The organism is Nocardioides sp. LHD-245 (assembly GCF_030929495.1).
Taxonomy (GTDB): domain Bacteria; phylum Actinomycetota; class Actinomycetes; order Propionibacteriales; family Nocardioidaceae; genus Nocardioides.
In genome coordinates, this window is sequence record NZ_JAVFWN010000027.1 from 18,108 (window position 1) to 40,744 (window position 22,637).

The 22,637-nt window shown below is 71.6% G+C and carries 26 protein-coding genes; 4 read left to right on the forward strand and 22 right to left on the reverse strand.

Annotation, left to right across the window (positions count from 1 at the left end):
* Window positions 1-194: 194 nt before the first annotated feature.
* The 20 genes from RB608_RS27635 to RB608_RS27730 form a co-directional block, all read right to left on the reverse strand.
* Window positions 195-647 carry a DUF2550 domain-containing protein gene (locus RB608_RS27635; protein ID WP_308091320.1) on the reverse strand — a complete coding sequence of 151 codons (453 nt, stop codon included), beginning with the start codon at window positions 645-647 and terminating at the stop codon, window positions 195-197.
* An 18-nt stretch (window positions 648-665) separates the two neighbouring features.
* A complete protein-coding gene (locus RB608_RS27640; protein WP_308091321.1) occupies window positions 666-1,073 on the reverse strand; it encodes a F0F1 ATP synthase subunit epsilon in 408 nt (135 codons plus the stop codon).
* A 2-nt stretch (window positions 1,074-1,075) separates the two neighbouring features.
* Window positions 1,076-2,530 carry a F0F1 ATP synthase subunit beta gene (gene atpD / locus RB608_RS27645; RefSeq protein WP_308091322.1) on the reverse strand — a complete coding sequence of 485 codons (1,455 nt, stop codon included), beginning with the start codon at window positions 2,528-2,530 and terminating at the stop codon, window positions 1,076-1,078.
* A 33-nt stretch (window positions 2,531-2,563) separates the two neighbouring features.
* The gene (locus RB608_RS27650; RefSeq protein ID WP_308091323.1) at window positions 2,564-3,481 is read right to left on the reverse strand and encodes a F0F1 ATP synthase subunit gamma; all 918 of its coding nucleotides are present in this window, start codon (window positions 3,479-3,481) and stop codon (window positions 2,564-2,566) included.
* Between the two features lie 3 nt (window positions 3,482-3,484).
* Entirely contained in the window at window positions 3,485-5,122 is a 1,638-nt protein-coding gene (gene atpA, locus RB608_RS27655; protein WP_308091324.1) for a F0F1 ATP synthase subunit alpha, read from the reverse strand.
* Window positions 5,123-5,174: 52 nt separating this feature from the next.
* On the reverse strand, window positions 5,175-5,981 hold the full coding sequence (locus tag RB608_RS27660; RefSeq protein WP_308091325.1) for a F0F1 ATP synthase subunit delta: 807 nt from the start codon (window positions 5,979-5,981) through the stop codon (window positions 5,175-5,177).
* On the reverse strand, window positions 5,981-6,544 hold the full coding sequence (locus RB608_RS27665) for a F0F1 ATP synthase subunit B (protein ID WP_308091326.1): 564 nt from the start codon (window positions 6,542-6,544) through the stop codon (window positions 5,981-5,983). Before RB608_RS27665 ends, RB608_RS27660 begins: the two co-directional genes overlap by 1 nt.
* A gap of 44 nt (window positions 6,545-6,588) precedes the next feature.
* On the reverse strand, window positions 6,589-6,807 hold the full coding sequence (atpE, locus tag RB608_RS27670; protein ID WP_036542107.1) for an ATP synthase F0 subunit C: 219 nt from the start codon (window positions 6,805-6,807) through the stop codon (window positions 6,589-6,591).
* Window positions 6,808-6,872: 65 nt separating this feature from the next.
* Window positions 6,873-7,670, reverse strand: a complete 798-nt coding sequence (gene atpB / locus RB608_RS27675; protein WP_308091327.1) for a F0F1 ATP synthase subunit A — start codon at window positions 7,668-7,670, stop codon at window positions 6,873-6,875.
* 16 nt (window positions 7,671-7,686) lie between these two features.
* Complete coding sequence (locus tag RB608_RS27680) at window positions 7,687-7,941, reverse strand: AtpZ/AtpI family protein (RefSeq protein ID WP_308091328.1); 255 nt, start codon at window positions 7,939-7,941, stop codon at window positions 7,687-7,689.
* Window positions 7,942-7,971: 30 nt separating this feature from the next.
* On the reverse strand, window positions 7,972-8,415 hold the full coding sequence (locus tag RB608_RS27685; protein WP_308091329.1) for a hypothetical protein: 444 nt from the start codon (window positions 8,413-8,415) through the stop codon (window positions 7,972-7,974).
* Window positions 8,416-8,485: 70 nt separating this feature from the next.
* A complete protein-coding gene (locus RB608_RS27690) occupies window positions 8,486-9,667 on the reverse strand; it encodes an MraY family glycosyltransferase (protein ID WP_308091330.1) in 1,182 nt (393 codons plus the stop codon).
* Window positions 9,660-10,400 (reverse strand): L-threonylcarbamoyladenylate synthase, encoded by a 741-nt coding sequence (locus RB608_RS27695; protein ID WP_308091331.1) that lies wholly within the window; start codon window positions 10,398-10,400, stop codon window positions 9,660-9,662. The genes RB608_RS27690 and RB608_RS27695 overlap by 8 nt, the downstream gene beginning before the upstream one ends.
* The gene (gene prmC, locus RB608_RS27700; protein ID WP_308091332.1) at window positions 10,397-11,284 is read right to left on the reverse strand and encodes a peptide chain release factor N(5)-glutamine methyltransferase; all 888 of its coding nucleotides are present in this window, start codon (window positions 11,282-11,284) and stop codon (window positions 10,397-10,399) included. Before prmC ends, RB608_RS27695 begins: the two co-directional genes overlap by 4 nt.
* A gap of 8 nt (window positions 11,285-11,292) precedes the next feature.
* Window positions 11,293-12,366, reverse strand: coding sequence for a peptide chain release factor 1 (gene prfA / locus RB608_RS27705; RefSeq protein ID WP_308091333.1), 1,074 nt, complete (start codon window positions 12,364-12,366; stop codon window positions 11,293-11,295).
* A gap of 108 nt (window positions 12,367-12,474) precedes the next feature.
* Complete coding sequence (gene rpmE / locus RB608_RS27710; RefSeq protein ID WP_308091334.1) at window positions 12,475-12,690, reverse strand: 50S ribosomal protein L31; 216 nt, start codon at window positions 12,688-12,690, stop codon at window positions 12,475-12,477.
* Window positions 12,691-12,810: 120 nt separating this feature from the next.
* Entirely contained in the window at window positions 12,811-14,802 is a 1,992-nt protein-coding gene (gene rho / locus RB608_RS27715; protein WP_308091335.1) for a transcription termination factor Rho, read from the reverse strand.
* Window positions 14,803-14,984: 182 nt separating this feature from the next.
* A complete protein-coding gene (thrB, locus tag RB608_RS27720; protein ID WP_308091336.1) occupies window positions 14,985-15,905 on the reverse strand; it encodes a homoserine kinase in 921 nt (306 codons plus the stop codon).
* A 5-nt stretch (window positions 15,906-15,910) separates the two neighbouring features.
* Entirely contained in the window at window positions 15,911-16,972 is a 1,062-nt protein-coding gene (gene thrC, locus RB608_RS27725; protein ID WP_308091337.1) for a threonine synthase, read from the reverse strand.
* Window positions 16,969-18,276 (reverse strand): homoserine dehydrogenase, encoded by a 1,308-nt coding sequence (locus RB608_RS27730; RefSeq protein ID WP_308091338.1) that lies wholly within the window; start codon window positions 18,274-18,276, stop codon window positions 16,969-16,971. The genes thrC and RB608_RS27730 overlap by 4 nt, the downstream gene beginning before the upstream one ends.
* Window positions 18,277-18,508: 232 nt before the next feature.
* On the opposite strand from RB608_RS27730, the gene RB608_RS27735 reads away from it, so the two are divergent.
* Both RB608_RS27735 and RB608_RS27740 read left to right on the forward strand, forming a co-directional pair.
* Window positions 18,509-18,862, forward strand: a complete 354-nt coding sequence (locus RB608_RS27735; protein ID WP_308091339.1) for a hypothetical protein — start codon at window positions 18,509-18,511, stop codon at window positions 18,860-18,862.
* On the forward strand, window positions 18,859-19,029 hold the full coding sequence (locus tag RB608_RS27740; protein ID WP_308091340.1) for a hypothetical protein: 171 nt from the start codon (window positions 18,859-18,861) through the stop codon (window positions 19,027-19,029). Before RB608_RS27735 ends, RB608_RS27740 begins: the two co-directional genes overlap by 4 nt.
* 1 nt (window position 19,030) lies before the next feature.
* Here the strand turns inward: RB608_RS27740 and RB608_RS27745 are convergent, their stop codons facing one another.
* Window positions 19,031-20,371, reverse strand: coding sequence for an MFS transporter (locus tag RB608_RS27745; protein ID WP_308091341.1), 1,341 nt, complete (start codon window positions 20,369-20,371; stop codon window positions 19,031-19,033).
* Window positions 20,368-21,327, reverse strand: coding sequence for a zinc-binding dehydrogenase (locus RB608_RS27750; protein WP_308091342.1), 960 nt, complete (start codon window positions 21,325-21,327; stop codon window positions 20,368-20,370). Before RB608_RS27750 ends, RB608_RS27745 begins: the two co-directional genes overlap by 4 nt.
* A gap of 36 nt (window positions 21,328-21,363) precedes the next feature.
* Between RB608_RS27750 and soxR the strand changes: the two genes are divergently transcribed.
* Together soxR and RB608_RS27760 are read left to right on the forward strand one after the other, a co-directional pair.
* Window positions 21,364-21,831 (forward strand): redox-sensitive transcriptional activator SoxR, encoded by a 468-nt coding sequence (soxR, locus tag RB608_RS27755; RefSeq protein WP_308091343.1) that lies wholly within the window; start codon window positions 21,364-21,366, stop codon window positions 21,829-21,831.
* An 80-nt stretch (window positions 21,832-21,911) separates the two neighbouring features.
* Window positions 21,912-22,457 carry a hypothetical protein gene (locus RB608_RS27760; RefSeq protein ID WP_308091344.1) on the forward strand — a complete coding sequence of 182 codons (546 nt, stop codon included), beginning with the start codon at window positions 21,912-21,914 and terminating at the stop codon, window positions 22,455-22,457.
* The last annotated feature ends 180 nt before the right edge of the window (window positions 22,458-22,637 follow it).

Below are 22,637 nucleotides of genomic sequence, written 5' to 3' on the forward strand. Positions count from 1 at the left end.
GCGTCACGTGGGGTGAGACCGGAAAGGGCACCACAAGTTGTCATGTGAGCGCCAGGTTCGCGCTCGAACGTGAACTGGTGTCCGGTTTCTGTTTTCTCCGGGTGCCCCGGGGTCGGGCCACCGAAAGGGGCGTGCGCCACCGCGGCCCGGACGCGACGAAGCGCGGCCGCCGATGGCGACCGCGCTTCGTTCATTCACAGGCCCTTCGTCCGGTTCCAGTCGGTCCCGGGGGGCTGCGCCTCCAACCAGGCCTGGAAGCCGGTGAGCGACGAGACGCTCATGGCGAGCTCGACGAGCCCGTCGGGCGACTGACAGCGGATGACCAGGTGGTCGGGGTAGAGCGAGGCCTGCTCGGTGCCGGCCGGCGCCCGGCGGCCGTCGTAGGACAGCTCGTCACGCCGCCACGAGCGCCGCGGACGTCGCGACAGGGTGAACACCCGGAACCACTCCAACCGCTCGCCGGAGTAGCGGCCCAGACCCAGCACCCAGCCGCGCTCCGGCGTCGTGGCGCGCAGCCGGTGGCTCAGCTCGAAGGTGCCACCGTCCCGGGAGAGCAGACGGCGCCGGACGATGAGTCCGACGCCGTACAGCACACACAGGAGCAGGAGCGCACCACAGACGTCGAGGAGCCACTCCCACCATGTCATCTGCGCATCAGTGACCGTCTACGAGACCATCTCCGCGGCGCGGATACGCGCCTCGGCGTGCCGGACCCGCTGCTCGGCCTCGTTGCTCGAGTCGAGCAGGCGCTTGGCCTCCTCGAGGTCGATGCGCGCCTGGGACACCTCGATGTCCTCGGCACGCTCGACGCGCTCGGCCAGGATCGAGACCCGGTCGCCCGCCACCGACAGGAAGCCGCCGTCCACGGCGACGACCACGAGCTGGTTCTTGTCCGCGACCTGGATCTCGACCACCGAGGCCGAGAGCAGCGACAGTGTCGGCGCGTGACCGCGCAGCACACCGATGTCGCCCTCGACCGTGCGCGCGATGATCATCGCCGCCTCACCGGACCACACGGTCCGGTCGGCAGCGACGAGCTCGACGTGCAGGTGCTCGACCTGGGTGTCCGCCATGATCAGAGGCTCTTCTGGATCTCGGCCCAGTTGCGCTCGACGTCGTCGAGACCACCGCACATGAAGAACGCCTGCTCGGCGACGTGGTCGTACTCACCGTCGGCGATCTTGTTGAACGCCTCGATGGTCTCGGCCACGGGAACCGTCGAGCCCTCGATGCCGGTGAACTGCTTGGCGACGTAGGTGTTCTGCGACAGGAACCGCTGGATACGACGCGCGCGGGACACGATGATCTTGTCCTCTTCGGACAGCTCGTCGACACCGAGGATCGCGATGATGTCCTGGAGCTCCTTGTTGCGCTGCAGGATCTGCTTGATGCGGATCGCGCAGTCGTAGTGAGCCTGACCGATGTACTGCGGGTCGAGGATCCGCGAGGTCGAGGTCAGCGGGTCGACGGCCGGGTAGATGCCCAGCGACGCGATCTCACGGGAGAGCTCGGTCGTCGCGTCGAGGTGCGCGAACGTCGCGGCCGGAGCCGGGTCGGTGTAGTCGTCCGCGGGGACGTAGATCGCCTGCATCGAGGTGATCGAGCGACCGCGCGTCGAGGTGATCCGCTCCTGCAGGGTGCCCATCTCGTCGGCCAGGTTGGGCTGGTAGCCGACCGCGGACGGCATCCGGCCGAGCAGGGTCGACACCTCGGAGCCGGCCTGGGTGAACCGGAAGATGTTGTCGATGAACAGCAGCACGTCCTGGCCCTGGACGTCGCGGAAGTACTCCGCCATCGTCAGCGCGGACAGCGCGACGCGCAGGCGCGTGCCCGGCGGCTCGTCCATCTGGCCGAAGACCAGGGCGACCTTGTCGAAGACGCCGGCCTCCTGCATCTCGACGATCAGGTCGTTGCCCTCGCGGGTGCGCTCGCCGACACCGGCGAACACCGACACACCACCGTGGTTCTTGGCGACGCGCGCGATCATCTCCTGGATGAGCACGGTCTTGCCGACGCCGGCGCCGCCGAACAGGCCGATCTTTCCACCGGTGACGTACGGCGCGAGCAGGTCGATGACCTTGATGCCGGTCTCGAACATCTGGGTCTTCGACTCCAGCTGGTCGAACGCCGGCGCCTTGCGGTGGATGCCCCACCGCTCGGTCACCTCGACGGTCTCGCCCGCCTCGAGGTTGAGGAAGTCTCCCGTGGCGTTGAAGACCTTGCCGAGGGTGACGTCGCCGACGGGGACCGTGATCGGCTCGCCGGTGTCGGTCACCGACTGGCCGCGGACCAGGCCGTCGGTCGGCTTCAGCGAGATGGCGCGGACCATGCCGTCGCCGATGTGCTGGGCCACCTCGAGCGGCAGCACCGTGGTCTCGCCCTCGAGGGTGATCTCGGCCTCGAGCTTGTTGTAGATCTCGGGCATCGCGTCGGTCGGGAACTCGATGTCGACGACCGGGCCGATGACCCGCGCGATCCGACCCACCGAGGCCGCACCGCTGGCGGTGGTCTCTTCAACCGTTGCAGTCATGTCTTACTCCGTTTGGTGTTTTCTCTGGTGGGTTCAGTCGTTGGCCGCGGCCTGGGCGTCGGCGAGCGCGTTCACGCCACCGACGATCTCGCTGATCTCCTGGGTGATGCCCGCCTGACGCGCCTGGTTGGCGATCCGGGTGAGCTTCTTGATCAGCTCTTCGGCGTTGTCGGTGGCGGACTTCATCGCCTTCTGGCGGGCGGCGAGCTCGGAGGCCGCGGCCTGCAGGAGGGCGTAGAAGATCCGGCTCTGGACGTACTGCGGCAGCAGCCCGTCCAGCACCTGGGCCGCCGACGGCTCGAACTCGTAGAGCGGCAGCAGCTCGTCGGCCTCGGGGGCCTCCTCGCCCTCGACGACCTCGAGCGGCAGCAGCCGGATCGCGGTCGGCTCCTGGGTGAGCATCGAGCGGAACCGCGTGTAGACGACGTGGACCTCGTCGACGTCGCCCTCCTCGCCCTGCTCCTTGAGGAACGCCTCGATCAGCGCCGCGCCGATCTCGGCGGCCTTGTCGTAGGTCGGCTGGTCGGAGAAGCCCGTCCACGCCTGCACGAACGGACGCCCGCGGAACTTGAAGTAGGCCTCCGCCTTGCGCCCGGCGAGGTAGAAGTCGAGCTCCTTGCCCTCGGCCCGCAGCCGCTCGGAGAGCCGCTCGGCCTCCTTGATGACGCTCGAGGAGTAGGCACCGGCCAGGCCGCGGTCGCTGGTGATGACCAGCACGGCCGCCCGCTTCGGGTTCTCCTCCTCCCGCGTCAGCGGGTGGTCGACGTTGGAGAACGTCGCCACCGCCGACACGGCACGGGTCAGCTCCCGGGCGTACGGCGCTGCCGCCGCGGCCCGCTGCTGCGCCTTGATGATCCGGGACGCAGCGATGAGCTCCATGGCGCGCGTGATCTTCTTCATCGACTCCGTCGACTTGATCCGCGCGCGGTACTCACGCAGCGATACGGCCATGTGTCAGCCCCGCTTCTGCTTGACGATCTGCTCCTGCTCGAGCTCGTCGTCAGCGAGCGCCTCGGCCTCGGGCTCGTGCCCGACCTTGATGCTGCCGCCGTCGGAGGTCTCGAACTGGTCCAGGAAGGAGTCGTACGCGGCGGCGACGCCGTCCTCGTCCTCGAACTTCTGGGTCTCCCGGATCGCGGCGAGGATGCCGTCGTGCGAGCGGCGCAGGTAGTCGAGGAACTCGCTCTCGAAGCGGAGCACGTCACCCGTGGCGACGGCGTCGAGGCGACCCGACGTGCCGAGCCACAGCGAGACCGCCATCTCCTCGAGCGGGTACGGCGAGTAGGCCGGCTGCTTGAGGAGCGCCATCAGCCGCTGGCCGCGGGCCAGCTGCTGCTTCGAGGCGGCGTCGAGGTCGGAGGCGAACATCGCGAAGGCCTCCATCGCGCGGTACTGCGCGAGGTCGACCTTGAGCGAGCCGGTGACGGCCTTCATCGCCTTGGTCATCGCCGCGCCACCGACGCGGGAGACCGAGATGCCGACGTCGATCGCCGGGCGCTGGTTGGCCGCGAACAGGTCGGACTGCAAGAAGATCTGGCCGTCGGTGATCGAGATGACGTTGGTCGGGATGAACGCCGAGACGTCGTTGGCCTTGGTCTCGATGATCGGCAGACCCGTCATCGAGCCGGCACCGAGCTCGTCGGACAGCTTCGCGCAACGCTCCAGCAGGCGGGAGTGCAGGTAGAAGACGTCACCCGGGTAGGCCTCACGGCCCGGCGGGCGACGCAGCAGCAGCGACACGGCGCGGTAGGCCTCGGCCTGCTTGGTCAGGTCGTCGAACACGATGAGGACGTGCTTGCCGGCGTACATCCAGTGCTGGCCGATGGCCGAGCCGGTGTAGGGGGCGAGGTACTTGAAGCCCGCGCTGTCGGACGCCGGAGAGGCGACGATGGTGGTGTACTCCAGCGCGCCGGCCTCCTCGAGGGCACCCCGCACGGCGGCGATGGTCGAGCCCTTCTGGCCGATGGCGACGTAGATGCAGCGGACCTGCTTGGTCGGGTCGCCCGACTCCCAGTTCTGCTTCTGGTTGATGATCGTGTCGATCGCGACCGTGGTCTTGCCCGTGGAGCGGTCGCCGATGATCAGCTGACGCTGGCCGCGGCCGATCGGGGTCATCGAGTCGATGGCCTTGATGCCGGTGGCGAGCGGCTCGTGGACCGACTTGCGGGACATCACGCCGGGCGCCTGGAGCTCGAGGGCGCGGCGGCCCTCGGTGGCGATGTCGCCGAGGCCGTCGATCGGCTTGCCGAGGGGGTCGACCACGCGGCCGAGGTAGCCCTCACCGACGGGGACCGAGAGGATCTCGCCGGTGCGGCGGACCGTCTGGCCCTCCTCGATCTTGTCGAAGTCACCCAGGACGACGACACCGATCTCGCGCTCCTCGAGGTTCAGCGCGAGGCCGAGCGTGCCGTCCTCGAACTCGAGGAGCTCGTTGGCCATGGCCGACGGGAGGCCCGCCACACGGGCGATGCCGTCGCCGGCGGAGGCGACCGTGCCGATCTCTTCCTTGCTCGCGGCCGCGGGCTGGAAGTCAGCGACGTACTTCGCGAGGGCGTCGCGGATCTCGTCCGGACGGATGGAGAGTTCCGTCATCTCAGGTGCCTTCTCTCTTCTCTGCTGCTCTGAAGTCTTGGTGGGGTGCCGGTCAGCCGGCGATCTTGCGGCGAGCGTCGTCCAGGCGGCTGAGGACCGTGCCGTCGATGACGTCGTCGCCGATCTCGATCCTGATGCCGCCCAGGACCTCGGCATCGACGACGACATTGAGATGCACCTGACGGCCGTACTGACGCGTCAGTGCGGAGGCAAGTCGCTGCTGGTCGGCGTCGGCCAGCGGGCGGGCGACGTGGACGGTGGCGACACCCTCCCCCTGCACCCGCGCCGCGGTGCGCTCGTAGTCCTCGAGCGCCGCGACCACGGTCCGGTACGAGCCGGACAGGGCCTGCTTGACGAGCTGGCCGGTCGCCGCGAGCACCTTGCCGCTGAGCAGGGTGTCGACGAGGGCGGCCTTGTCGGCGGCCGAGCGCACGGGGTCGGAGAGCGCGTTGCGCAGGTCGCTGTTGCCGGTCACCAGCTGGCGCACGGCGAACAGCTCGTCGATCAGCCGGCCCGCCTCCAGTCCCGTGGAGCGGACGGCAGCGACGACCCCGAGCTGCTCTAGGGTGTCGGCGAGGTCGCGGGGGCGGGTCCAGCGCCGGCCCACCGCGTCGCGCAGCAGGCCGAGCGTGGCCGCGTCGACCTTGCCCGTGAAGAGGTCGCCGATCAGGCCCGAGCGGGCCGCGGCCGGAACCGACTGGTCGGTGACGACCCGGCGCAGCGACGCCTCACGGCGCACCGTGCCGGCGGCGGCGAACAGGTCGCCGGCCACCACCGAGGCCGACGCCTCGGCCACCCCACCGACCAGGTCGGTGAGGGCGGCCATGGCGTCCGCCGACGCGCCACGGAAGGACACCATCACGCGTCCTTGCCCGCGTCGGCGGCGTCGACCGTCTCGAGCTCGGAGAGGAAGCGCTCGATGACCCGCGCCTGGCGCGCGTCGTCCTCGAGCGACTCTCCGACGATCCGACCGGCGAGGCCGGTCGCGAGGGTGCCGACCTCGGCCCGCAGCGAGGTGACCGCCTGCTGGCGCTCGGCCTCGATCTGCGCCTTGCCGTGCTCGACGATGCGAGACGACTCGGCCTGGGCCTGCTCACGCAGCTCGGCCACGATCGCGGCACCCTGCTCACGCGCCTCCTCACGGATGCGCGCGGCTTCGTGGCGGGCGTCGGCGAGCTGCTTCTCCAGCTCGGCCAGCTTGGCGTCCGCCTCGGCCTGCTTGGTCGCAGCCGCGGCGATGCCGCCCTCGATCGCCGCGGAACGCTCGGCGAACGTCTTCTCGAAGTTCGGGGCGACGAACTTCTTGATGAGGAAGAACAGGATCGCGAACACCACGAGGGCGAGCACGACCTCGATCCACTCGGGGAGGAGCGGGTTGTGCTCCTCGCCCTCAGCGGCGGCGATCACCAAAAGTGACTTCATGGACCTGACCTAGATCTCGTGGGAACGGAGGCGGCCGGTACGGCTCAGGTGTTGCTGGCCTTGAGGACGAACGCCAGGGCGATGCCGATGATGGCGAGCGCCTCGGCGAGCGCGAAGCCGAGGATCGCGATCGACTGGAGGCGGCTCTGCGCCTCGGGCTGGCGGGCAACGCCGTTGATGTACGCGGCGAAGATGAGACCGATGCCGATACCCGGGCCGATGGCGGCCAGGCCGTAACCGATCATGTTGAGAGAGCCACCCATGGCTACTTTCCTTTCGGGTTGTTTTCTCGTGTGAGAACTGTGGGGGTTGAGGTGAAGGAGGTGCGTCAGTGCTCGTCGGCGAGCGCGCCCTGGATGTACATGGCGTTGAGCAGGACGAACACGTAGGCCTGCAGCACCTGGACGAGGATCTCCAGGAAGCCGACCAGGATCGCGAGCACCCAGGCCAGCGGGCCGGCGACGTAGCCGATCCCTCCGACGTGCTGGATGAGGTAGAGACCACCGGTCGAGAACAGCGCAAGCAGGATGTGACCGGCGAACAGGTTGCAGAACAGACGCAGAGCCAGCGTGACCGGGCGGACCAGGATGTTGGAGAAGAACTCCAGCGGGACCAGCAGCGGGTACATCGCCGGGCTGACGCCGGACGGGACGCTCTGCAGCTTGAGGTAGCCGACCAGGCCGTGCTTGTGCACGCCGACCCCGTTGTAGACCAGCCAGGAGAGTCCTGCCAGCGCATAGGCCATGCCGGCCCGGCTGAAGGTCGGGAACTGGATGAACGGGATCGTGCCGAACAGGTTGTTGACCAGGATGAAGGAGAAGACCGTGACCAGGTAGGGCACGAACTTCTGGAAGTCGTGGCCGCCGATGATGTCGCGGGCCACGCTGTTGCGGACGAAGCCGTAGGCCTCCTCGCCGGCGAACTGCAGCTTGCCCGGCACCAGGGCCCGCTTGCGCGAGGCCATGTAGTAGAAGCCGAACACGAGGAACGCGGCCAGGAAGAGCAGCACCATCGGCTTGGTCACGTCGCTGCCGGCGATGCCGGGGAGCTCGAAGAGGCTCGGGCCCGGGGCGTGGTACCCCTCCCCACCCTCGGCGGCGATGGTGGCGCTGGCTGCGATGGTCACCAGGTCTCCTCTGCGGTCACTGCTCGTCGGAACTGTCGGGCTTGGGGCTGTGGGGCGAATCTGGTGAGCCGGATGGCATCGTGCGGAACCGCTTGGCGGTCATGTAGATCCCCAGCGCGGCACCCGCGAGGATGCCGACCGCGACGAGGAACGTGGTGCCCAGCCAGCGATCCGCGAGCCAACCGAGGAAGCCGTAGAACGCGACCCCGGCCACGACGTAGCCGAACGCATGCCACGGGTCGCCCTGGGGCTTCTCCTCGGGCTGACTCATTGCGACCCGGACAATAGCAGTCGGCTCGGGTCATCGCGCACCGCCCTCGGCCGGGGCCGCCGGACGCGGCTCGAAGGCCGGGATCCGGGCCGTCGTGGCCAGCACGATCTGCACCGTCATCCACACGAAGACGCCGGCGATGATGGCGATGCCGACCCACATGCTGTCGAGCGCGTCGTCCAGCAGACCGGACTCGTTGAGCGCGACGAAGACCAGCGCCATGACGACGACCTGGAAGGTGTAGGTGAGCATCGCGAACAGCAGCGCGGCCGTCGGCATCAACCGGGAGACGGCGTCCACCGCGAAGGCCCCGAAGGCGAGGACGCCGACCGCCAGCACCCCGCCGACCGCGGCCCCCGCAGCAGCATCGGAGCCGCCGACGACGGCACCGACCACGACCAGCACGACCGCGCCGAGGACGGAGACGAAGGCCGCACGTATCACCACGGGGGGTGTTCGGGCTTCGGTCGTCATCGTCGGCGGCCGTCCTGCTCGGGTGCGTGGGCGGGGCCCGGAGGCGTACTCCGGGAGTTCGTGAAAGTTATCACAAAGTCCCGGAAGGCTCCGCATCGGGGGTGGGTACGGACTCCCCCGCGGCCTCGTCGGCGACCTCGTTGGGGTCGTGCACGTGGGGCAGCGCGAAGGTCAGGCCGACCGTGACGAGCAGGCTGACACCGAGGCCGACCCACACCACGGGGCCGGTGAACACGCTGGCCAGGACGACGCCGAAGGCGATCAGGCCCGCCCACATCCACATGATGATCACCGCGCGGCGGTGCGAGTGGCCGATCTCGAGCAGCCGGTGGTGCAGGTGCTGCTTGTCGGGGGCGAAGGGCGAGCGGCCGGCCCGCGTGCGTCGTACGACGGCCAGGACCAGGTCGGCCAGCGGCACGATCAGGATCAGGATCGGCAGCGCGAACGGCAGGAAGACCGGCAGCAGGCTGGCCCGGGCGCCGTCCGCGCCCTCGACGAGGTCGCCCGGGGGGAACTGGGTGGTGATCGTGATCGCCGTGGCCGACAGCACCAGGCCGATCAGCATCGACCCGCTGTCGCCCATGAACAGGCGGGCCGGGTGGAAGTTGTGGATCAGGAAGCCCACGCAGGCGCCGGTCAGCGCCGCGGCGAGCATCGCGCCCGTCGTGGCCAGGGTGAGATCGTTGAGATAGGCCAGGGCGTAGCAGAACAGGAAGAAGGCGGCAGCGCTGATGCCGATGACGCCCGCCGCCAGACCGTCGAGTCCGTCGATGAAGTTGACCGCGTTGACGGTCGCGAGGACGACGAAGGCGGTCAGCAGGGCGCCCTGGCTGGTGTCGAGCGCGAAGACCTCGCCGGTCGACTGGTAGAAGTACCTGAACTGGATGCCGGCGTAGACGAGCACTCCGACGGCGAGGACCTGACCGCCGAACTTGGTCAGCGCGTCGAGGTCGAGGATGTCGTCCACGACACCGACCGCGCACACCAGGGTGCCGGCCACCAGGACCGGCAGGGCGTCGCTGGCGAACGGGTTGCGGGTGCTGAGGAACGGCAGCTGCTGGGCGACGAGGTAGGCCGCCCACAGGCCGCCCAGCATGGCGATGCCGCCGAGATAGGGGATCGGCTCGGCGTGGACGTCGCGGTCGCGGACCTTGGCGACCGCGCCGGTGCGGATCGCGATCTCCCGGGCGACGACCGTCAGCAGGTGGGTGACGATCGCGGCGACGAGGAAGACGACGAGGTACTCACGCATCGGCGGGCCCGGCCTCCTCCCGCTCCCCCTCGGAGTCGGTCGGCTCGGAGTCGGTCGGCTCGGGGGCGCTCGCTGGCTCGACCTCGACGGTGAGACCGAGGTCGGCCAGCGCTGCGTCGAGGTCGGCGACCGGGATGGCGCCGAGCCGCAGCAGCCGGGGCCGGTCGGTGGTGGCGTCGACGATGGTCGAGGGCACCCCGCCCGGCGAGGCACCCGCGTCGACGACGACGGCGACCGCCTCCCCCAGCATCTCCGTCGCGGCCTCCGCGTCGAGCGCCGCCGGGCGGCCGGAGAGGTTCGCGGAGCTCACCGCCAGCGGACCGGTGCGGTCCAGCAGGGCGCGGGCCACGGCGTGGTCGGGCATCCGGACCGCGACCGTCCCGCGCGTCTCGCCCAGGTCCCACTGCAGCGACGGCTGCTGATGACACACGACGGTCAGGGCGCCCGGCCAGAACCGTTCCACCAGCGGGGCGACGTACGCCGGCACCCGGGTGGCGAGCGCCTCGAGCGTGCCCTTGGTGCCGACGAGCACCGGTGGCGGCATCTCGCGGCCCCGGCCCTTCGCGGCCAGCAGCCGCGTGACGGCCTCGGGGTCGAAGGCGTCGGCGCCGACGCCGTAGACGGTGTCGGTGGGAAGCACGACCAGGCGGCCCAGGCGGACAGCACGGCTGGCCGCGTCGAGCGCGGCCTCGCGCTCCTCGTCGGTCTCGGTCGGGAACCGCTCGGCACTCACGCCGTCCATCCTCCCACCGCGTCGTGCTCCGAGCGCGGGCGGCGTGCCGTGGTGAACCGGGGACGCCCGGCGAGGTCGCGATGGTCGCGGACCTCCTCCCAACGCCCACCGTCGCTGAACACCGCCGGCGCGGAGGTGCCCTGCGCGTCGGCGTGCTCGACGCCGACGACGCCGCCGGGCCGCAGCAGGACCAGCCCCCGCCGGGCGATCACCCGGATCGCGTCGAGGCCGTCGTCACCCGAGAACAGCGCCAGGTGGGGGTCGTGGTCGCGCGCCTCGACGGCCACCGACTCCCAGGCCTCCAGCGGGACGTAGGGCGGGTTGCTGACCAGGACGTCGACCTGTCCGGCGAGCTCCTCGAACGCCGTGGCGAGGTCACCCAGCCGCAGGTCGACGCCGGTGCCGGCGAGGTTGCGCTCGGCCCACGCGTGGGCCGGCGGGTCGAGCTCGACGGCGTGCACCCGCGCCTGCGGCACCTCGTCGGCGATGCTCTTCGCGATCACGCCGGAGCCGGTGCACAGGTCGACCACGACCGGCGCCTCCCCCGCGGCGACGAGCGCGGCGGCGTGCTCGATCGCCCAGCCGGCCAGCAGCTCGGTCTCCGGTCGTGGCACGAAGACGCCCGGCCCGACGGCGACCTCGACGTGGCGGAACCAGGCCGCCCCGAGCAGGTGCTGGAGCGGCTCCCGGGCGGCGCGGCGGAGCAGCAGGTCGTCGTACCGGCGGGCATGGTCGGGCGCCACGTCGGTGACGAGGAGGAGCTGCCCGCGGGTGGTTCCGAGGACGTGCGCGAGCAGCTCCCCGGCGTCGTGCTCGGGGCTGGCGACGCCGGCTGCCCGGAGCCGGTCGGCGGCGTCGCGGAGCAGCTGCCTGGGCTCGCTCATCGCTCCGCTCAGTCCTCGAGCGCGGCGAGCCGGGCGGCCAGGTCGGCCTCGACGCAGGAGTCGAGGATCGGCTGGAGGTCGCCGTCGAGGACCTGGTCGAGGTTGTAGGCCTTGTAGCCGGTGCGGTGGTCGGAGATCCGGTTCTCCGGGAAGTTGTAGGTGCGGATCCGCTCGGACCGGTCGACGGTGCGGACCTGGCTGCGCCGGGCGTCGCTGGCCTCGGCGTCGGCGGCCTCCTGGGCGGCCTGGAGCAGCCGGGCGCGCAGAATGCGCATCGCCTGCTCCTTGTTCTGCAGCTGCGACTTCTCGTTCTGGCAGCTGACCACGATGCCCGTGGGCAGGTGGGTGATCCGCACCGCCGAGTCGGTCGTGTTGACGCTCTGGCCGCCCGGTCCCGAGGAGCGGAAGACATCGATGCGCAGGTCGTTGTCGTTGATCTCGACGTCGACCTGCTCGGCCTCCGGCATGACGAGCACGCCGGCCGCACTGGTGTGGATCCGGCCCTGCGACTCGGTCACCGGCACCCGCTGGACCCGGTGCACGCCGCCCTCGAACTTCAGCAGCGCGTACGGCGTCTGGCCGGCGTCCGTGGCACCCGCGGCCTTGACCGCGACGGTGACCGACTTGTAGCCGCCGAGGTCCGACTCCGTGGCGTCGAGGATCTCGGTCTTCCAGCCGCGCCGCTCGGCGTAGCGGCTGTACATCCGCAGCAGGTCGCCGGCGAAGAGCGCGCTCTCCTCGCCGCCCTCGCCGGACTTCACCTCCAGCAGGACGTCCTTGTCGTCGGCAGGGTCGCGCGGCACCAGCAGCCGCTGCAGCCGCTCGGCCGCCTCGTCGCGCTGGGCGAGGAGCGTGTCGACCTCGTCGGCGAACGCCGGGTCGTCGGCGGCCAGCTCCCGCGCGGCGTCCGCGTCCTCGCCGTACCGCTGCCACTCGCGCCAGGTCGCGATCACCGCGTCGAGCTCGGCGTAGCGGCGGTTGACGGTGCGCGCCAGCCGGGCGTCGGCGTGGGTCTCGGGAAGCGCCAGCTTCGCCTCGAGCCCGGCGTGCTCGGCGAGCATTCCCTCGACGGCTTCGAACACCTGGACTCCTCGGGGTGGTGGTGCGGCTGCAGGAATGCGCGTCAAGTGGCCGGGACAAAGCGAAACGCCGGCCGTCCGCAGGTGCGGACGGCCGGCGCAGGAAGGCAGCTACTTCTTGGCGGCCTTGGCGTAGCGGGCCTCGAAGCGGGCGACGCGGCCGCCGGTGTCGAGGATCTTCTGCTTGCCGGTGTAGAACGGGTGGCACTGCGAGCAGACGTCGGCGTGGATCGAGCCGGAGGTCGCGGTGCTGCGGGTGGTGAACGAGGCGCCGCAGGTGCAGGTCACCTGGGTCGCGACGTAGTCGGGGTGGATGTCCTTCTTCATGGTGTCCTCTCACGGATCCGGGTCGCCGGGCGGGGTGCGCAGCGTGAACCGGAGCCAACAGTCGATTCTACGGGCAGCGACCATGCCGCCCAAATGCTCGGGGTGACGACCTTCCGGCGCTCAGTCGCGCTGGACCTTGAGGAGGAACTCGTAGTTGGTGCGGGAGTTCCGCAGCCGCTGGAGCAGCGCGGCGTGCGCCTCCGCCCGATCCCCCTCGGCGAGCTCACGGCGGAGCTTCCAGATGATCTCCAGCTCCTCCTTGCCGAGCAGCAGCTCCTCGCGACGGGTGCCCGAGGCGACGACGTCTATCGCAGGGAAGTGCCGCTTCTCGGCGAAGTCGCTGCGCAGGCGCAGCTCGAGGTTCTCGGTGCCGCGCAGCTCCTCGAAGAAGACCTCGTCCACCCGCGACCCGGAGTCGACGACCGCAGTCGCGAGGATGGTCAGCGACCCGCCGTTCTCGATGTTGCGGGCCGCCCCGAAGAAGCGCTTCGGCGGGAACAGCGCCGACGAGTCGACGCCGCCCGACAGGATCCGACCGCTGGCGGGGGCCGCCAGGTTGTAGGCGCGACCGAGGCGGGTCAGTCCGTCGAGCAGGATGACGACGTCGTGACCGAGCTCGACGAGCCGCTTGGCCCGCTCGACGGCCAGCTCGGCGACGGTGGTGTGGTCGATCGCGGGACGATCGAAGGTGCTCGCGATGACCTCGCCCTTGATCGAGCGCTCGAAGTCGGTGACCTCCTCGGGCCGCTCGTCGACGAGGACCACCATCAGGTGGCACTCGGGGTTGTTGGCGGTGATCGCGTTGGCGATCGACCGCAGCAACGTCGTCTTGCCGGCCCGGGCGGGCGAGACGATGAGGCCGCGCTGGCCCTTGCCGACCGGGGCGGCCATGTCGATGAGGCGACCGGTCAGGTCGTCGGAGCCGGTCTCCATGCGCAACCGCTCGGTCGGCGAGACCGGGGTGAGGTCGGTGAACTCGACCCGGTTCCTGGCCTGCTCCGGGTCGACGCCGTTGACCGACTCGATGCGGACCATCGGGTTGAACTTCTCGCGGCGCTCGCCGTCACGGGGCTGGCGCACCTGGCCGGTGATGGCGTCGCCGCGACGCAGGCCGTACTTGCGGACCATCGACAGCGACAGATAGACGTCGTCGGGCCCGGCGAGATAGCCGCCGGTCCGTACGAACGCGTAGTTGTCGAGGACGTCGAGGATGCCGGCGGCCGGCACCAGGACGTCGTCCTCGCGGACCTCGGTGTCGGGCTCGCGGCCGGTCCGGCCGGCCCGGTCGCGGTCACGTCCGCGGCGCCGCCGGTTGCGGCGGCTGCCACCCTCGCCGTCGTCGTCGAGGTCGTCCTGGTCACGGGCCGCCTCCGGCTTCGGGGCGTCGGCGCGGGACTGATCCTGCTGCTTCTGCTGATTGCCCTGGCGGCTGTCCTGCTTGGCGGGGCCGTCCTGGCGGCCGTCCTGCTTGGCGGGGCCGTCCTGGCGGCCGTCCTGCTTGGCCGGGCCGTCCTGGCGGCCGTCCTGCTTGGCCGGGCCGTCCTGGCGGCCGTCCTGCTTGGCCGGGCCGTCCTGGCGGCCGTCCTGCTTGGCCGGGCCGTCCTGGCGGCCGTCCTGCTGCCGCTGGCGCTGGGTGACCTTGGTCTGGCCCCCCTTCTGCTCGGACTTCTGCCCGGCCCTGCGCTCCTGCTTGGACTCGGCCGCCTGCTCGGCCTTCCGGTCCGGCTTGGCCTCCGTCTTCGGCGCGGTCTGCCGCTCGGACTTCGGCGGCTCGGCCTTGGGCGCGTCGGCCTTGGGCGCGTCGGACTTGGGCGCCTCGGCCTTGGGCGCCTCGGACTTCGGCGCGTCGGCCTTGGGCGCGTCGGCCTTGGGCGTGTCAGTCGTGGGCCGCTCGGCGGCCGGGGTGCTGCGCCGTCCCGCGCCGCCGGCCTGGGCGGCCTTGATCGCGTCGACGAGCGCGGCCTTCCGCATCGAGCCGGCGCCGGGGATGCCCATGCCGTTGGCCATCGCCTTGAGATCGGCGAGCAGCATGGCGTTGAGTCCACCGCTGCGCTTCTTGGGGGCCGTGGCGGCCTCCGCGGCGGGCGCGGTGGAGTCGGGGGTCTCGGTCACGTGAGTCCTTCCCACGTATCTCGCGCGTCCCGGGCCCGGAGGACGGCGGAACGCGCATCGGTCTGGTTCTGCGAAGGTCCGTCCGGCCGACGGCCGGTGTGGACCTGGAAGAGGGGCGAGGGATGCTCGCCGGGCGCCGAGAACTGCGGCGCAGCGTCAATGTACCACCACGGTGGCCGTGCTCACGGCCGGTGCTCGTCGGGCGCGGCGCCGACACCGACGACGGCGAGCGCACGAGCGGACCAGCCCTCGGGGCAGCGCGCGAGCAGGCCCTCGGTGGTGACCGAGCCGGGGCCGTCGGTGAAGGCCAGCACGGTCGGCCCCGCCCCCGAGATCACGGCGGGGACGCCGTCGGCCCGCAGCGCCTCGACGAGGGCGAGACTCGCGGGCATCGCCGGGCGGCGGTAGTCCTGGTGCAGCCGGTCCTCCGTCGCCCGCAGCAGCTCCTCAGGACGGCTCGACAGCGCCGCGACCAGGAGTGCCGCACGGCCGGCGTTGGCCGCCGCGTCGCCGTGGGGTACGACGGCCGGCAGGAGGCCGCGCGCGGCCTCGGTCTCGACCGGGGTGGTGGGCACGAACACCACCACGCCCACCCGCGGGTCGACGCTGCCGGGAACCGCCCAGAAGGGGCCGTCGGTGTCCTGGCCCGAGATGACGAAGCCGCCCAGCAGCGCGGGGGCGACATTGTCCGGGTGCCCCTCGAGCCGGGCGGCGAGGTCCAGCAGCGCGGCGTCGTCGAGCAGCAGCCGGCCGCCGGCGACGAGCTCGCGGGCCAGCCACACCCCGGCCACGATCGCGGCCGAGGACGACCCGAGTCCGCGAGCATGCGGGATGACGTTGGTGCACGACAGCCGCAGGCCGGGAGGCTGCTTGCCGAGACGTTCGAAGGTCGCGCGCATCGCACGGACGACGAGATGCCGCTCGTCGAGCGGGACCTCACCCTCGCCGTACCCCTGCACCTCGACGACCAGCCCACCGGCGGTGACCTCCGCCTCGAGCCGGTCGTGCAGGTCGAGGGCGAGGCCGAGGGTGTCGAAGCCCGGGCCGAGGTTCGCCGACGTCGCGGGCACCCGGACCCGGGCCGGGCCCTCCACGAAGGTCATCGGCCCTAGAGTCCGGCGGCCTGCGCGGCGGCGTCGACGTCGGCGTCGACCACGGTCTCGGGCAGGACCAGACCGTCGAGCGCGGTGGCGATGTCCTTGAGGCCGTGGCCCGTGACGGTGATCGCGACGGTGGCGCCCTGGTAGGACTCCCCCGCGTCGAGCTCGGCCAGCAGGCCGGCGATGCCGGCGGCCGAGGCGGGCTCGACGAAGACGCCGTCGTTGGCGGCGAGTGCCTTCTGGGCGGCGAGGATCTGCGCGTCGGAGACGGCGGCGAACCGGCCGCCGGACTCGTCGCGGGCGGCCTCGGCGAGCTTCCAGGAGGCGGGGTTGCCGATCCGGATGGCCGTCGCGCGGGTCTCCGGGTCGGGGAACGGCTCACCGGTCACCAGCGGGGCGGCGCCCTCGGCCTGGAAGCCGCGCATGACCGGCCTCTTCGAGGCGCGGCCGAGGCCGGCGTACTGCGTGTAGCCGAGCCAGTAGGCCGAGATGTTGCCGGCGTTGCCGACGGGCAGCAGGTGGAAGTCGGGCGCGTCGCCGAGGAAGTCGACGATCTCGAACGCGGCGGTCTTCTGCCCCTCGAGGCGGTGCGGGTTGACCGAGTTGACCAGCGCGACGGGGTACTTCCACGCCATCTCGCGGGCCATCCGCAGGCAGTCGTCGAAGTTGCCGCGCACCTGGATGACCTGGGACCCGTGGAGCACGGCCTGGGCCATCTTGCCGGCGGAGATCTTGCCCTCGGGCACCAGCACGATCGGCGTGACATCGGCCTTGGCGGCGTACGCGGCCATCGACGCCGACGTGTTGCCGGTCGAGGCGCACACGACCGCCTTCGCGCCCTCGTGGACGGCGACGGACAGCGCGGTGGTCATGCCGCGGTCCTTGAACGAGCCGGTCGGGTTGTTGCCCTCGACCTTGAGCCACACCTGGGCGCCGGTCAGCCCGGTGAGCCACTCGGAGTAGACCAGCGGTGTGCCGCCCTCGCGCAGGGTGACCGCGGGGGTGTCCGCCGGGATGTCGAGGAGGTCGCGATACTCCTCGATGACGCCCCGCCACTGATGCGCGCTCACTGCTCTTCTGCCCCCTCGACGCGCATCACCGAGGTGACCTCGCGGACGATCTCCATGCCACGCAGCCGCTCGACGGTCGCGGCCAGGGCCGCGTCCGTCGCCTCGTGCGAGACGACGACGAGCTGGGCGTCGTTGCCCCTGCCCTCCTGACGGACGGTCTGGATCGAGACACCGTGCTCGGCGAACGCGTGCGCGACCGCGGCCAGTACGCCGGCGCGGTCGTCGACGTCGATGGCCACGTGGTAGCGGGTGCGGGTCTCCCCCATCGGGAGCACCGCACGGTCGGCGTACGCCGACTCGCCGACGCCCCGGGTGCCCTGCCGGTGGTTGCGAGCCACCGTGACGAGGTCGCCGAGCACCGCGCTCGCGGTCGGCGAGCCGCCCGCGCCCGGACCGTAGAACATCAGCTGGCCGGCGGCCTCGGACTCGACGAACACCGCGTTGTAGGCCTCGCGGACACTGGCCAGCGGGTGCGACCGGGGGATCATCGCCGGGTGGACGCGAACGCTGACCGCCTCCTCGCCGTCGGCGTCGGTGCGCAGCTCGGCGATGGCCAGCAGCTTGACGACGCTGCCCATCTCGCGCGCGGAGCGGACGTCGCCGGCGGAGACGTCGGTGATGCCCTCGCGGTGCACGTCGGCGGCGGTCACCCGCGAGTGGAACGCCAGGCTCGCGAGGATCGCGGCCTTGGCGGCGGCGTCGAAGCCCTCGACGTCGGCGGTCGGGTCGGCCTCGGCGTACCCGAGGGCCTGGGCCTCCTCGAGCGCGTCGCCGAAGCCGCTGCCTGCGGTGTCCATCTTGTCGAGGATGAAGTTGGTGGTGCCGTTGACGATGCCGAGCACCCGGGTCACCTTGTCGCCGGCCAGCGACTCGCGCAGCGGGCGCAGGATCGGGATGGCACCCGCGACGGCCGCCTCGTAGTAGAGGTCGCGTCCGGCCTTCTCGGCCGCCTCGAAGAGCGTCGCGCCGTCCTCGGCGAGCAGCGCCTTGTTGGCGGTGACGACCGACGCGCCGTGCTCGAGCGCGGACAGGATGAGGGACCGGGCCGGCTCGATGCCGCCGATCACCTCGATCACGACGTCGACGTCGTCGCGGGCGACGAGCGCCGCGGCGTCGGTGGTGAGCAGCGTGGCCGGCACGTCGACCTCGCGGGGCGCGTCGAGGCGTCGTACGGCGACCCCGACCAACTCCACGGGCGCCCCGATGCGGGCGGCCAGGTCGTCGGCCTGCTCAGCGAGGAGGCGCACCACCTGCGACCCCACGGAACCGCAGCCGAGCACGGCAACCTTGAGAGGACTGTTCACACCGCAAGGGTATCGGCGGTTGTGGTCCGTCCGGTCAGGGACGGCAGATCGCGGACACCTTGCGGTGCGATCGTCGACCGTTCGGAGTCGATTCCGGCGTTTCCCTCAGCCAGGGGCCAGGGCTCCTAGGCTCCCGGCGACATGACCCGACGAAGGAGTCCCGTCGAACGCCGCCGCCGGACGAGAGCTCACCCAGGCGCCGGCGAAGGCACCTCTGCTCGCCGTACCGGACATGCCCTCTGGCTGGACCCTCGGCGAGGAGGACGACGGGGAGGACGACTCCGATGACCAGGTCACTCCTGCCGAATGCGACAAAGTCCTGGATGCGCTCGACGACGACACCTCCGAGCCTTCGGCCGAGGAGGAGATCAACCTCAACAAGGGCGGCGCATTCGGCACGTTCCTCAGCCAGTCGATCTCGTCCTTCCCCGACGAGATCGACGAGGACAGGCTCCAGCAGGTCGCCGACGCGCTGAGCGACTGCTCATCCTTCTCGACCGTCGACGAAGACGGCGTGAATTCGGACTTCAAGGTGTCCCCGCTCTCGATGCCAACCTCGGCGATGCCTCCCTCGCCATCGCCATGACCGTCGACTCCGAAGGTTTCTCGGCCACGATGAACGTGCTGATGATCCAGATCGGTCACAACGGCATCACTCTGCTCAACGGCGGTCTCACCGGCGCAGACGGAGCCGACCTCGAGAAGTTCGGCAAGCAGGCCATCCAGAAGCTCGAGCAGGCCGCACAGCAGTAGGTCAGCCGTGCAGCCTGCGGGCCGGAAGGAGGGCGAGCAGACCCAGGACGGCGCCCGCGACGACCAGTGCGGTCGCGGCCGGGACCGGCGCGGTCTCGGCGAAGCCCGCGAAGAGCACCCCGCCGAGCGCGACGCCGGCACTGTTGGCCAGGTAGTCGCTGAGCTGGAGCGCCGACGACGTCCGGCCCTCCTCGCCCGCGGTGGCCGTCGCGAGCGCGAGCACCGCCAGCGTCGGGAACGCCATGCCGATGCCGAGCCCGGCGCACCCCCAGGCCAGCACCGGTACGACGAGCGGGACTGCCGGGACCGCCACGAGGACGAACCCGCCGATCCCCAGTGCGAGCAGCGCTGCGCCGAGCCGGACCCGCCCGGCCTGGTCCGCGAGCAGCGACCACCGTGCGGCGAGCATCGCGCCGCCGGACCAGGCGACGGCGCCGACGGTGAGCACCCAGCCGGCCTGGGTGAGGGTCAGATCGCGTTCGAGGGTGAGCAGGAGCGGCAGGTAGACCTCGGCGGTGGCGAAGGCGGTCCCGACCGCGGCCCGGGTGCCGAGGACCGCGGGCAGCCCGGCCCGCAGGGTCCAGACCCGCGGCGGCAGCAGCCGATTTCCACCGGCGACGATCGCCGCGAGTCCGGCCACCACGAGCAGCGGCCAGAGCGGGAGCGCGCGCTGCCCGGCGACGCTGACCAGGAGCACCCCGCCGGCGGCGAGCAGCGCGTACGGCAGCCGGGCCGGCTGCGGGCGCGCCCGCGCGACGCGTGAGGGCGCGTCGGCGACGAGCAACCAGGCCGCGACGGCGAGCACCGGGACGCCGAGGAAGACCCAGCGCCAGCCCACCGCGGCCGCCACCCACGCGGCGGCCACCGGGCCGACCAGCGCGGGCAGCACCCAGCCCATGGTGAGGACGGCGAACACCCGCGGCCGCAACTGCTCCGGATAGGCCTGGGCGATCAGCACGTAGAGGCCGACGCCGAGCACGCCGCCCCCGTACCCATGGACGAGCCGGCCGAGCAGGAAGACCGGCATGCTCGGCGCGAGCCCGGCGACCAGTACGCCGAAGCAGAAGACCACCAGGCCACGGCGCAGCACCGGGCCGGGACCGAGCCGCTCGACCGCGGCGCCAGTGACCGGCAGGGCCACGACGGCGGCGGCCAGGGGCGCGGCGAACGCCACGGCGTACCAGCGCAGGCCGTCGAGGGCGGCGGCAACGTCCGGCATCACCGTGGCGACCGCGAGCGCCTCGAACGCGAAGAGGAAGGCGAGGGAGAAGACGCCGACCGTGGTCCGGCCGTGCCGGCCCCGCCACGGCGAGGCGACGGGGGCGGGGACGAGGGCGGTCACCCGCCGGTCCGGTCGACCAGGAGGACGACCTTGCCGACCGAGGTCCGCGACTCGAGGGCGCGGTGCGCGGCGGCGGCGTCGGCGAGGGGGAATCGCGAGCCGACATGAGGCACCCGGCTGCCGTCCGCCGCGGCGGCCAGGGCCTGTTGCTCGAACTCGGCCAGCCGGGGCAGCAGGGCCGGGCCGAGGATGTCGACGACAGGACGGTCCGGGCCGTCGTACCCCTCGGTGTCGCCGGAGAAGCGCACCATCCGCCCACCCGGCTCCAGGAGCCCGTGGAGGGTGCGCGGCACCTCGCCGCCGACGCCGTCGAGGAGCACCGTCAACCGGGGCTCGGCGGCCCGCAGCGCCTCGACCCAGCCCGGGGCACGGTAGTCGAGGACCGTGTCGGCACCGAAGCCACGGACGACGTCGAGCTTGGTGCCGCCGGCCAGCCCGACGGTGCGGGCGCCGGCATGGCGGGCGCCCTGGATCAGGAGGACACCGAGTCCGCCGGCCGCGGAGGTGACGACCACGACGTCGTCGGCGCCGATCGCCGCGTGGTGGAGGATGCCGGCGGCGGTGCGGCCGGTGCCGATGGCGGCCACCGCCGTCGGCGCGTCCAGCCCGTCGGGGATGGCGTAGACGCGCCCGGCGTCGACGAGGGTCAGCTCGGCGTAGCCGCCCCGCGCGCCCGGCCCGAGGTGGGCGACCACCCGGCGGCCGAGCCAGTCGTCGTCGACCCCCGCCCCGACGCCGTCGACGACACCGGCGACCTCGCGCCCGGGCACCATCGGCAGCTCGGGCAGCGGTGTCGAGGGGAACGCCAGGCCTGCCCGGATCGAGGTGTCGAGCAGATGGACGCCGGCCGCCTCGACCGCGACCCGGACCTGGCCGGGGCCCGGGTCGGGGTCGGGGAGCTGCTCGAGACGCAGGACATCGGCGGGCCCGAAGGCGTGGTGGCGGATCGCGTGCATGACGTCAGTCGACAACCTGAACTAGGGTTGAGGTCAATGACGGACATCAACCGCGCCCTCCGCAGCCACGACCTCACGCCCGGCGAACTGGCCCATCGCTCGGGCGTCGCCGTCTCGGCACTGCACTACTACGAGCGGGAGGGCCTGATCACCAGCCTCCGGACCGCCGGCAACCAGCGCCGCTACCACCGCGACATGCTGCGTCGGGTCGCGTTCATCCGCGTCTCCCAGGGCGTCGGCGTCTCACTCGCGGAGATCCGGGAGGCGCTGGCCACCCTGCCCGAGGGCCGCACCCCCACGAAGGCCGACTGGGCGCGGCTGTCGCGCACCTGGCGCAGCAGCCTCGACGAGCGGATCGCCCGGCTGGAGCGGCTGCGCGACACCCTCGACGACTGCATCGGCTGCGGCTGCCTGTCGCTGCGGTCGTGCTCGCTGGCCAACCCCGGCGATGTCCTCCAGGAGTACGGCGACGGGCCGGTCCGGCTCGTCGGGCGGTCCGGCTGAGCGCCGGAGCCGGCGTACGGAGGCCGATCCGTCCGGGCCCGGGGTTGCGCCGCCGACGAGTGTCATGTTGGTGTGGCCGCATGAGCAACCGACTCGGCGTCCTGCTCCTCCTGACCGCGCTCCTCGTCTGGGCGCCCGGCACGCTCGCCCACGCGGCCGAGCAACGACCTGACGACCCCGCGGCGCGCGGTTGGAAGTCGGAGTACGCCGCGGCGCCGAACTTCCCCGAGAGCCAGCTCTACCTGGACGTGAAGCGCCGCCCGCACGCGAAGGACCGGGTGCGCCTGAAGGTCTGGGGCACCAACAGGTCCGGTCCGATCTCACCGGGCAGCTCCCTCACCTACTCCTACGACCTCGAGCTGTTCGTCGCGGCCCGCTCGGTGGTGAAGGCCTGCCCGGTCGCCTTCGACGAGATGCGGAGCATCTTCATCGCCAACGGCGACCAGACCGCGCACCTCTACAGCGGCCTCCCCCTCGGCGAGGGCGGCGCGTTCACGAAGGTGCTCCCCTACAAGAGCGGCAGCACCCGCAAGGTCCTCTACTGCGCGTACGTCCGCTGGATCATCGACGACGTCGTGGTGTCCGGCCTCAAGCACAACCTGCGCAAGCCGACGAAGCGGCGCTGACCGTATCGCGGGAGTCGACGGCGTGAGCCCGTTTCAACTACCGGTCTTGTCGTGGATCCGGTGGCGGGTTCAAGGGGTCGAAGCAACGTGACCTTGGAGGAGCGTTGCGATGAGACCGTTGTCAGGGCGGGGTTCGTGTCGATCGTGGGAGCAGTGGGACCAGTTCTTCGAGCTGGTGTG

Excerpts from the sequence above, each read along its gene's own strand:
- RB608_RS27665 (WP_308091326.1), bottom strand. The coding sequence starts at position 6,544 with ATGAAGTCACTTTTGGTGATCGCCGCCGCTGAGGGCGAGGAGCACAAC.
- RB608_RS27660 (WP_308091325.1), bottom strand. The coding sequence starts at position 5,981 with ATGGTGTCCTTCCGTGGCGCGTCGGCGGACGCCATGGCCGCCCTCACC.
- RB608_RS27635 (WP_308091320.1), bottom strand. The coding sequence starts at position 647 with ATGACATGGTGGGAGTGGCTCCTCGACGTCTGTGGTGCGCTCCTGCTC.
- RB608_RS27735 (WP_308091339.1), top strand. The coding sequence starts at position 18,509 with ATGCCCTCTGGCTGGACCCTCGGCGAGGAGGACGACGGGGAGGACGAC.
- atpE (WP_036542107.1), bottom strand. The coding sequence starts at position 6,807 with ATGGGTGGCTCTCTCAACATGATCGGTTACGGCCTGGCCGCCATCGGC.
- prmC (WP_308091332.1), bottom strand. The coding sequence starts at position 11,284 with ATGAGCGAGCCCAGGCAGCTGCTCCGCGACGCCGCCGACCGGCTCCGG.
- thrB (WP_308091336.1), bottom strand. The coding sequence starts at position 15,905 with ATGACCTTCGTGGAGGGCCCGGCCCGGGTCCGGGTGCCCGCGACGTCG.
- RB608_RS27650 (WP_308091323.1), bottom strand. The coding sequence starts at position 3,481 with ATGGCCGTATCGCTGCGTGAGTACCGCGCGCGGATCAAGTCGACGGAG.
- RB608_RS27640 (WP_308091321.1), bottom strand. The coding sequence starts at position 1,073 with ATGGCGGACACCCAGGTCGAGCACCTGCACGTCGAGCTCGTCGCTGCC.
- RB608_RS27760 (WP_308091344.1), top strand. The coding sequence starts at position 21,912 with ATGAGCAACCGACTCGGCGTCCTGCTCCTCCTGACCGCGCTCCTCGTC.
- RB608_RS27740 (WP_308091340.1), top strand. The coding sequence starts at position 18,859 with ATGACCGTCGACTCCGAAGGTTTCTCGGCCACGATGAACGTGCTGATG.
- RB608_RS27690 (WP_308091330.1), bottom strand. The coding sequence starts at position 9,667 with ATGCGTGAGTACCTCGTCGTCTTCCTCGTCGCCGCGATCGTCACCCAC.
- RB608_RS27680 (WP_308091328.1), bottom strand. The coding sequence starts at position 7,941 with ATGAGTCAGCCCGAGGAGAAGCCCCAGGGCGACCCGTGGCATGCGTTC.
- RB608_RS27750 (WP_308091342.1), bottom strand. The coding sequence starts at position 21,327 with ATGCACGCGATCCGCCACCACGCCTTCGGGCCCGCCGATGTCCTGCGT.
- rpmE (WP_308091334.1), bottom strand. The coding sequence starts at position 12,690 with ATGAAGAAGGACATCCACCCCGACTACGTCGCGACCCAGGTGACCTGC.
- atpD (WP_308091322.1), bottom strand. The coding sequence starts at position 2,530 with ATGACTGCAACGGTTGAAGAGACCACCGCCAGCGGTGCGGCCTCGGTG.
- atpA (WP_308091324.1), bottom strand. The coding sequence starts at position 5,122 with ATGACGGAACTCTCCATCCGTCCGGACGAGATCCGCGACGCCCTCGCG.
- soxR (WP_308091343.1), top strand. The coding sequence starts at position 21,364 with ATGACGGACATCAACCGCGCCCTCCGCAGCCACGACCTCACGCCCGGC.
- RB608_RS27685 (WP_308091329.1), bottom strand. The coding sequence starts at position 8,415 with ATGACGACCGAAGCCCGAACACCCCCCGTGGTGATACGTGCGGCCTTC.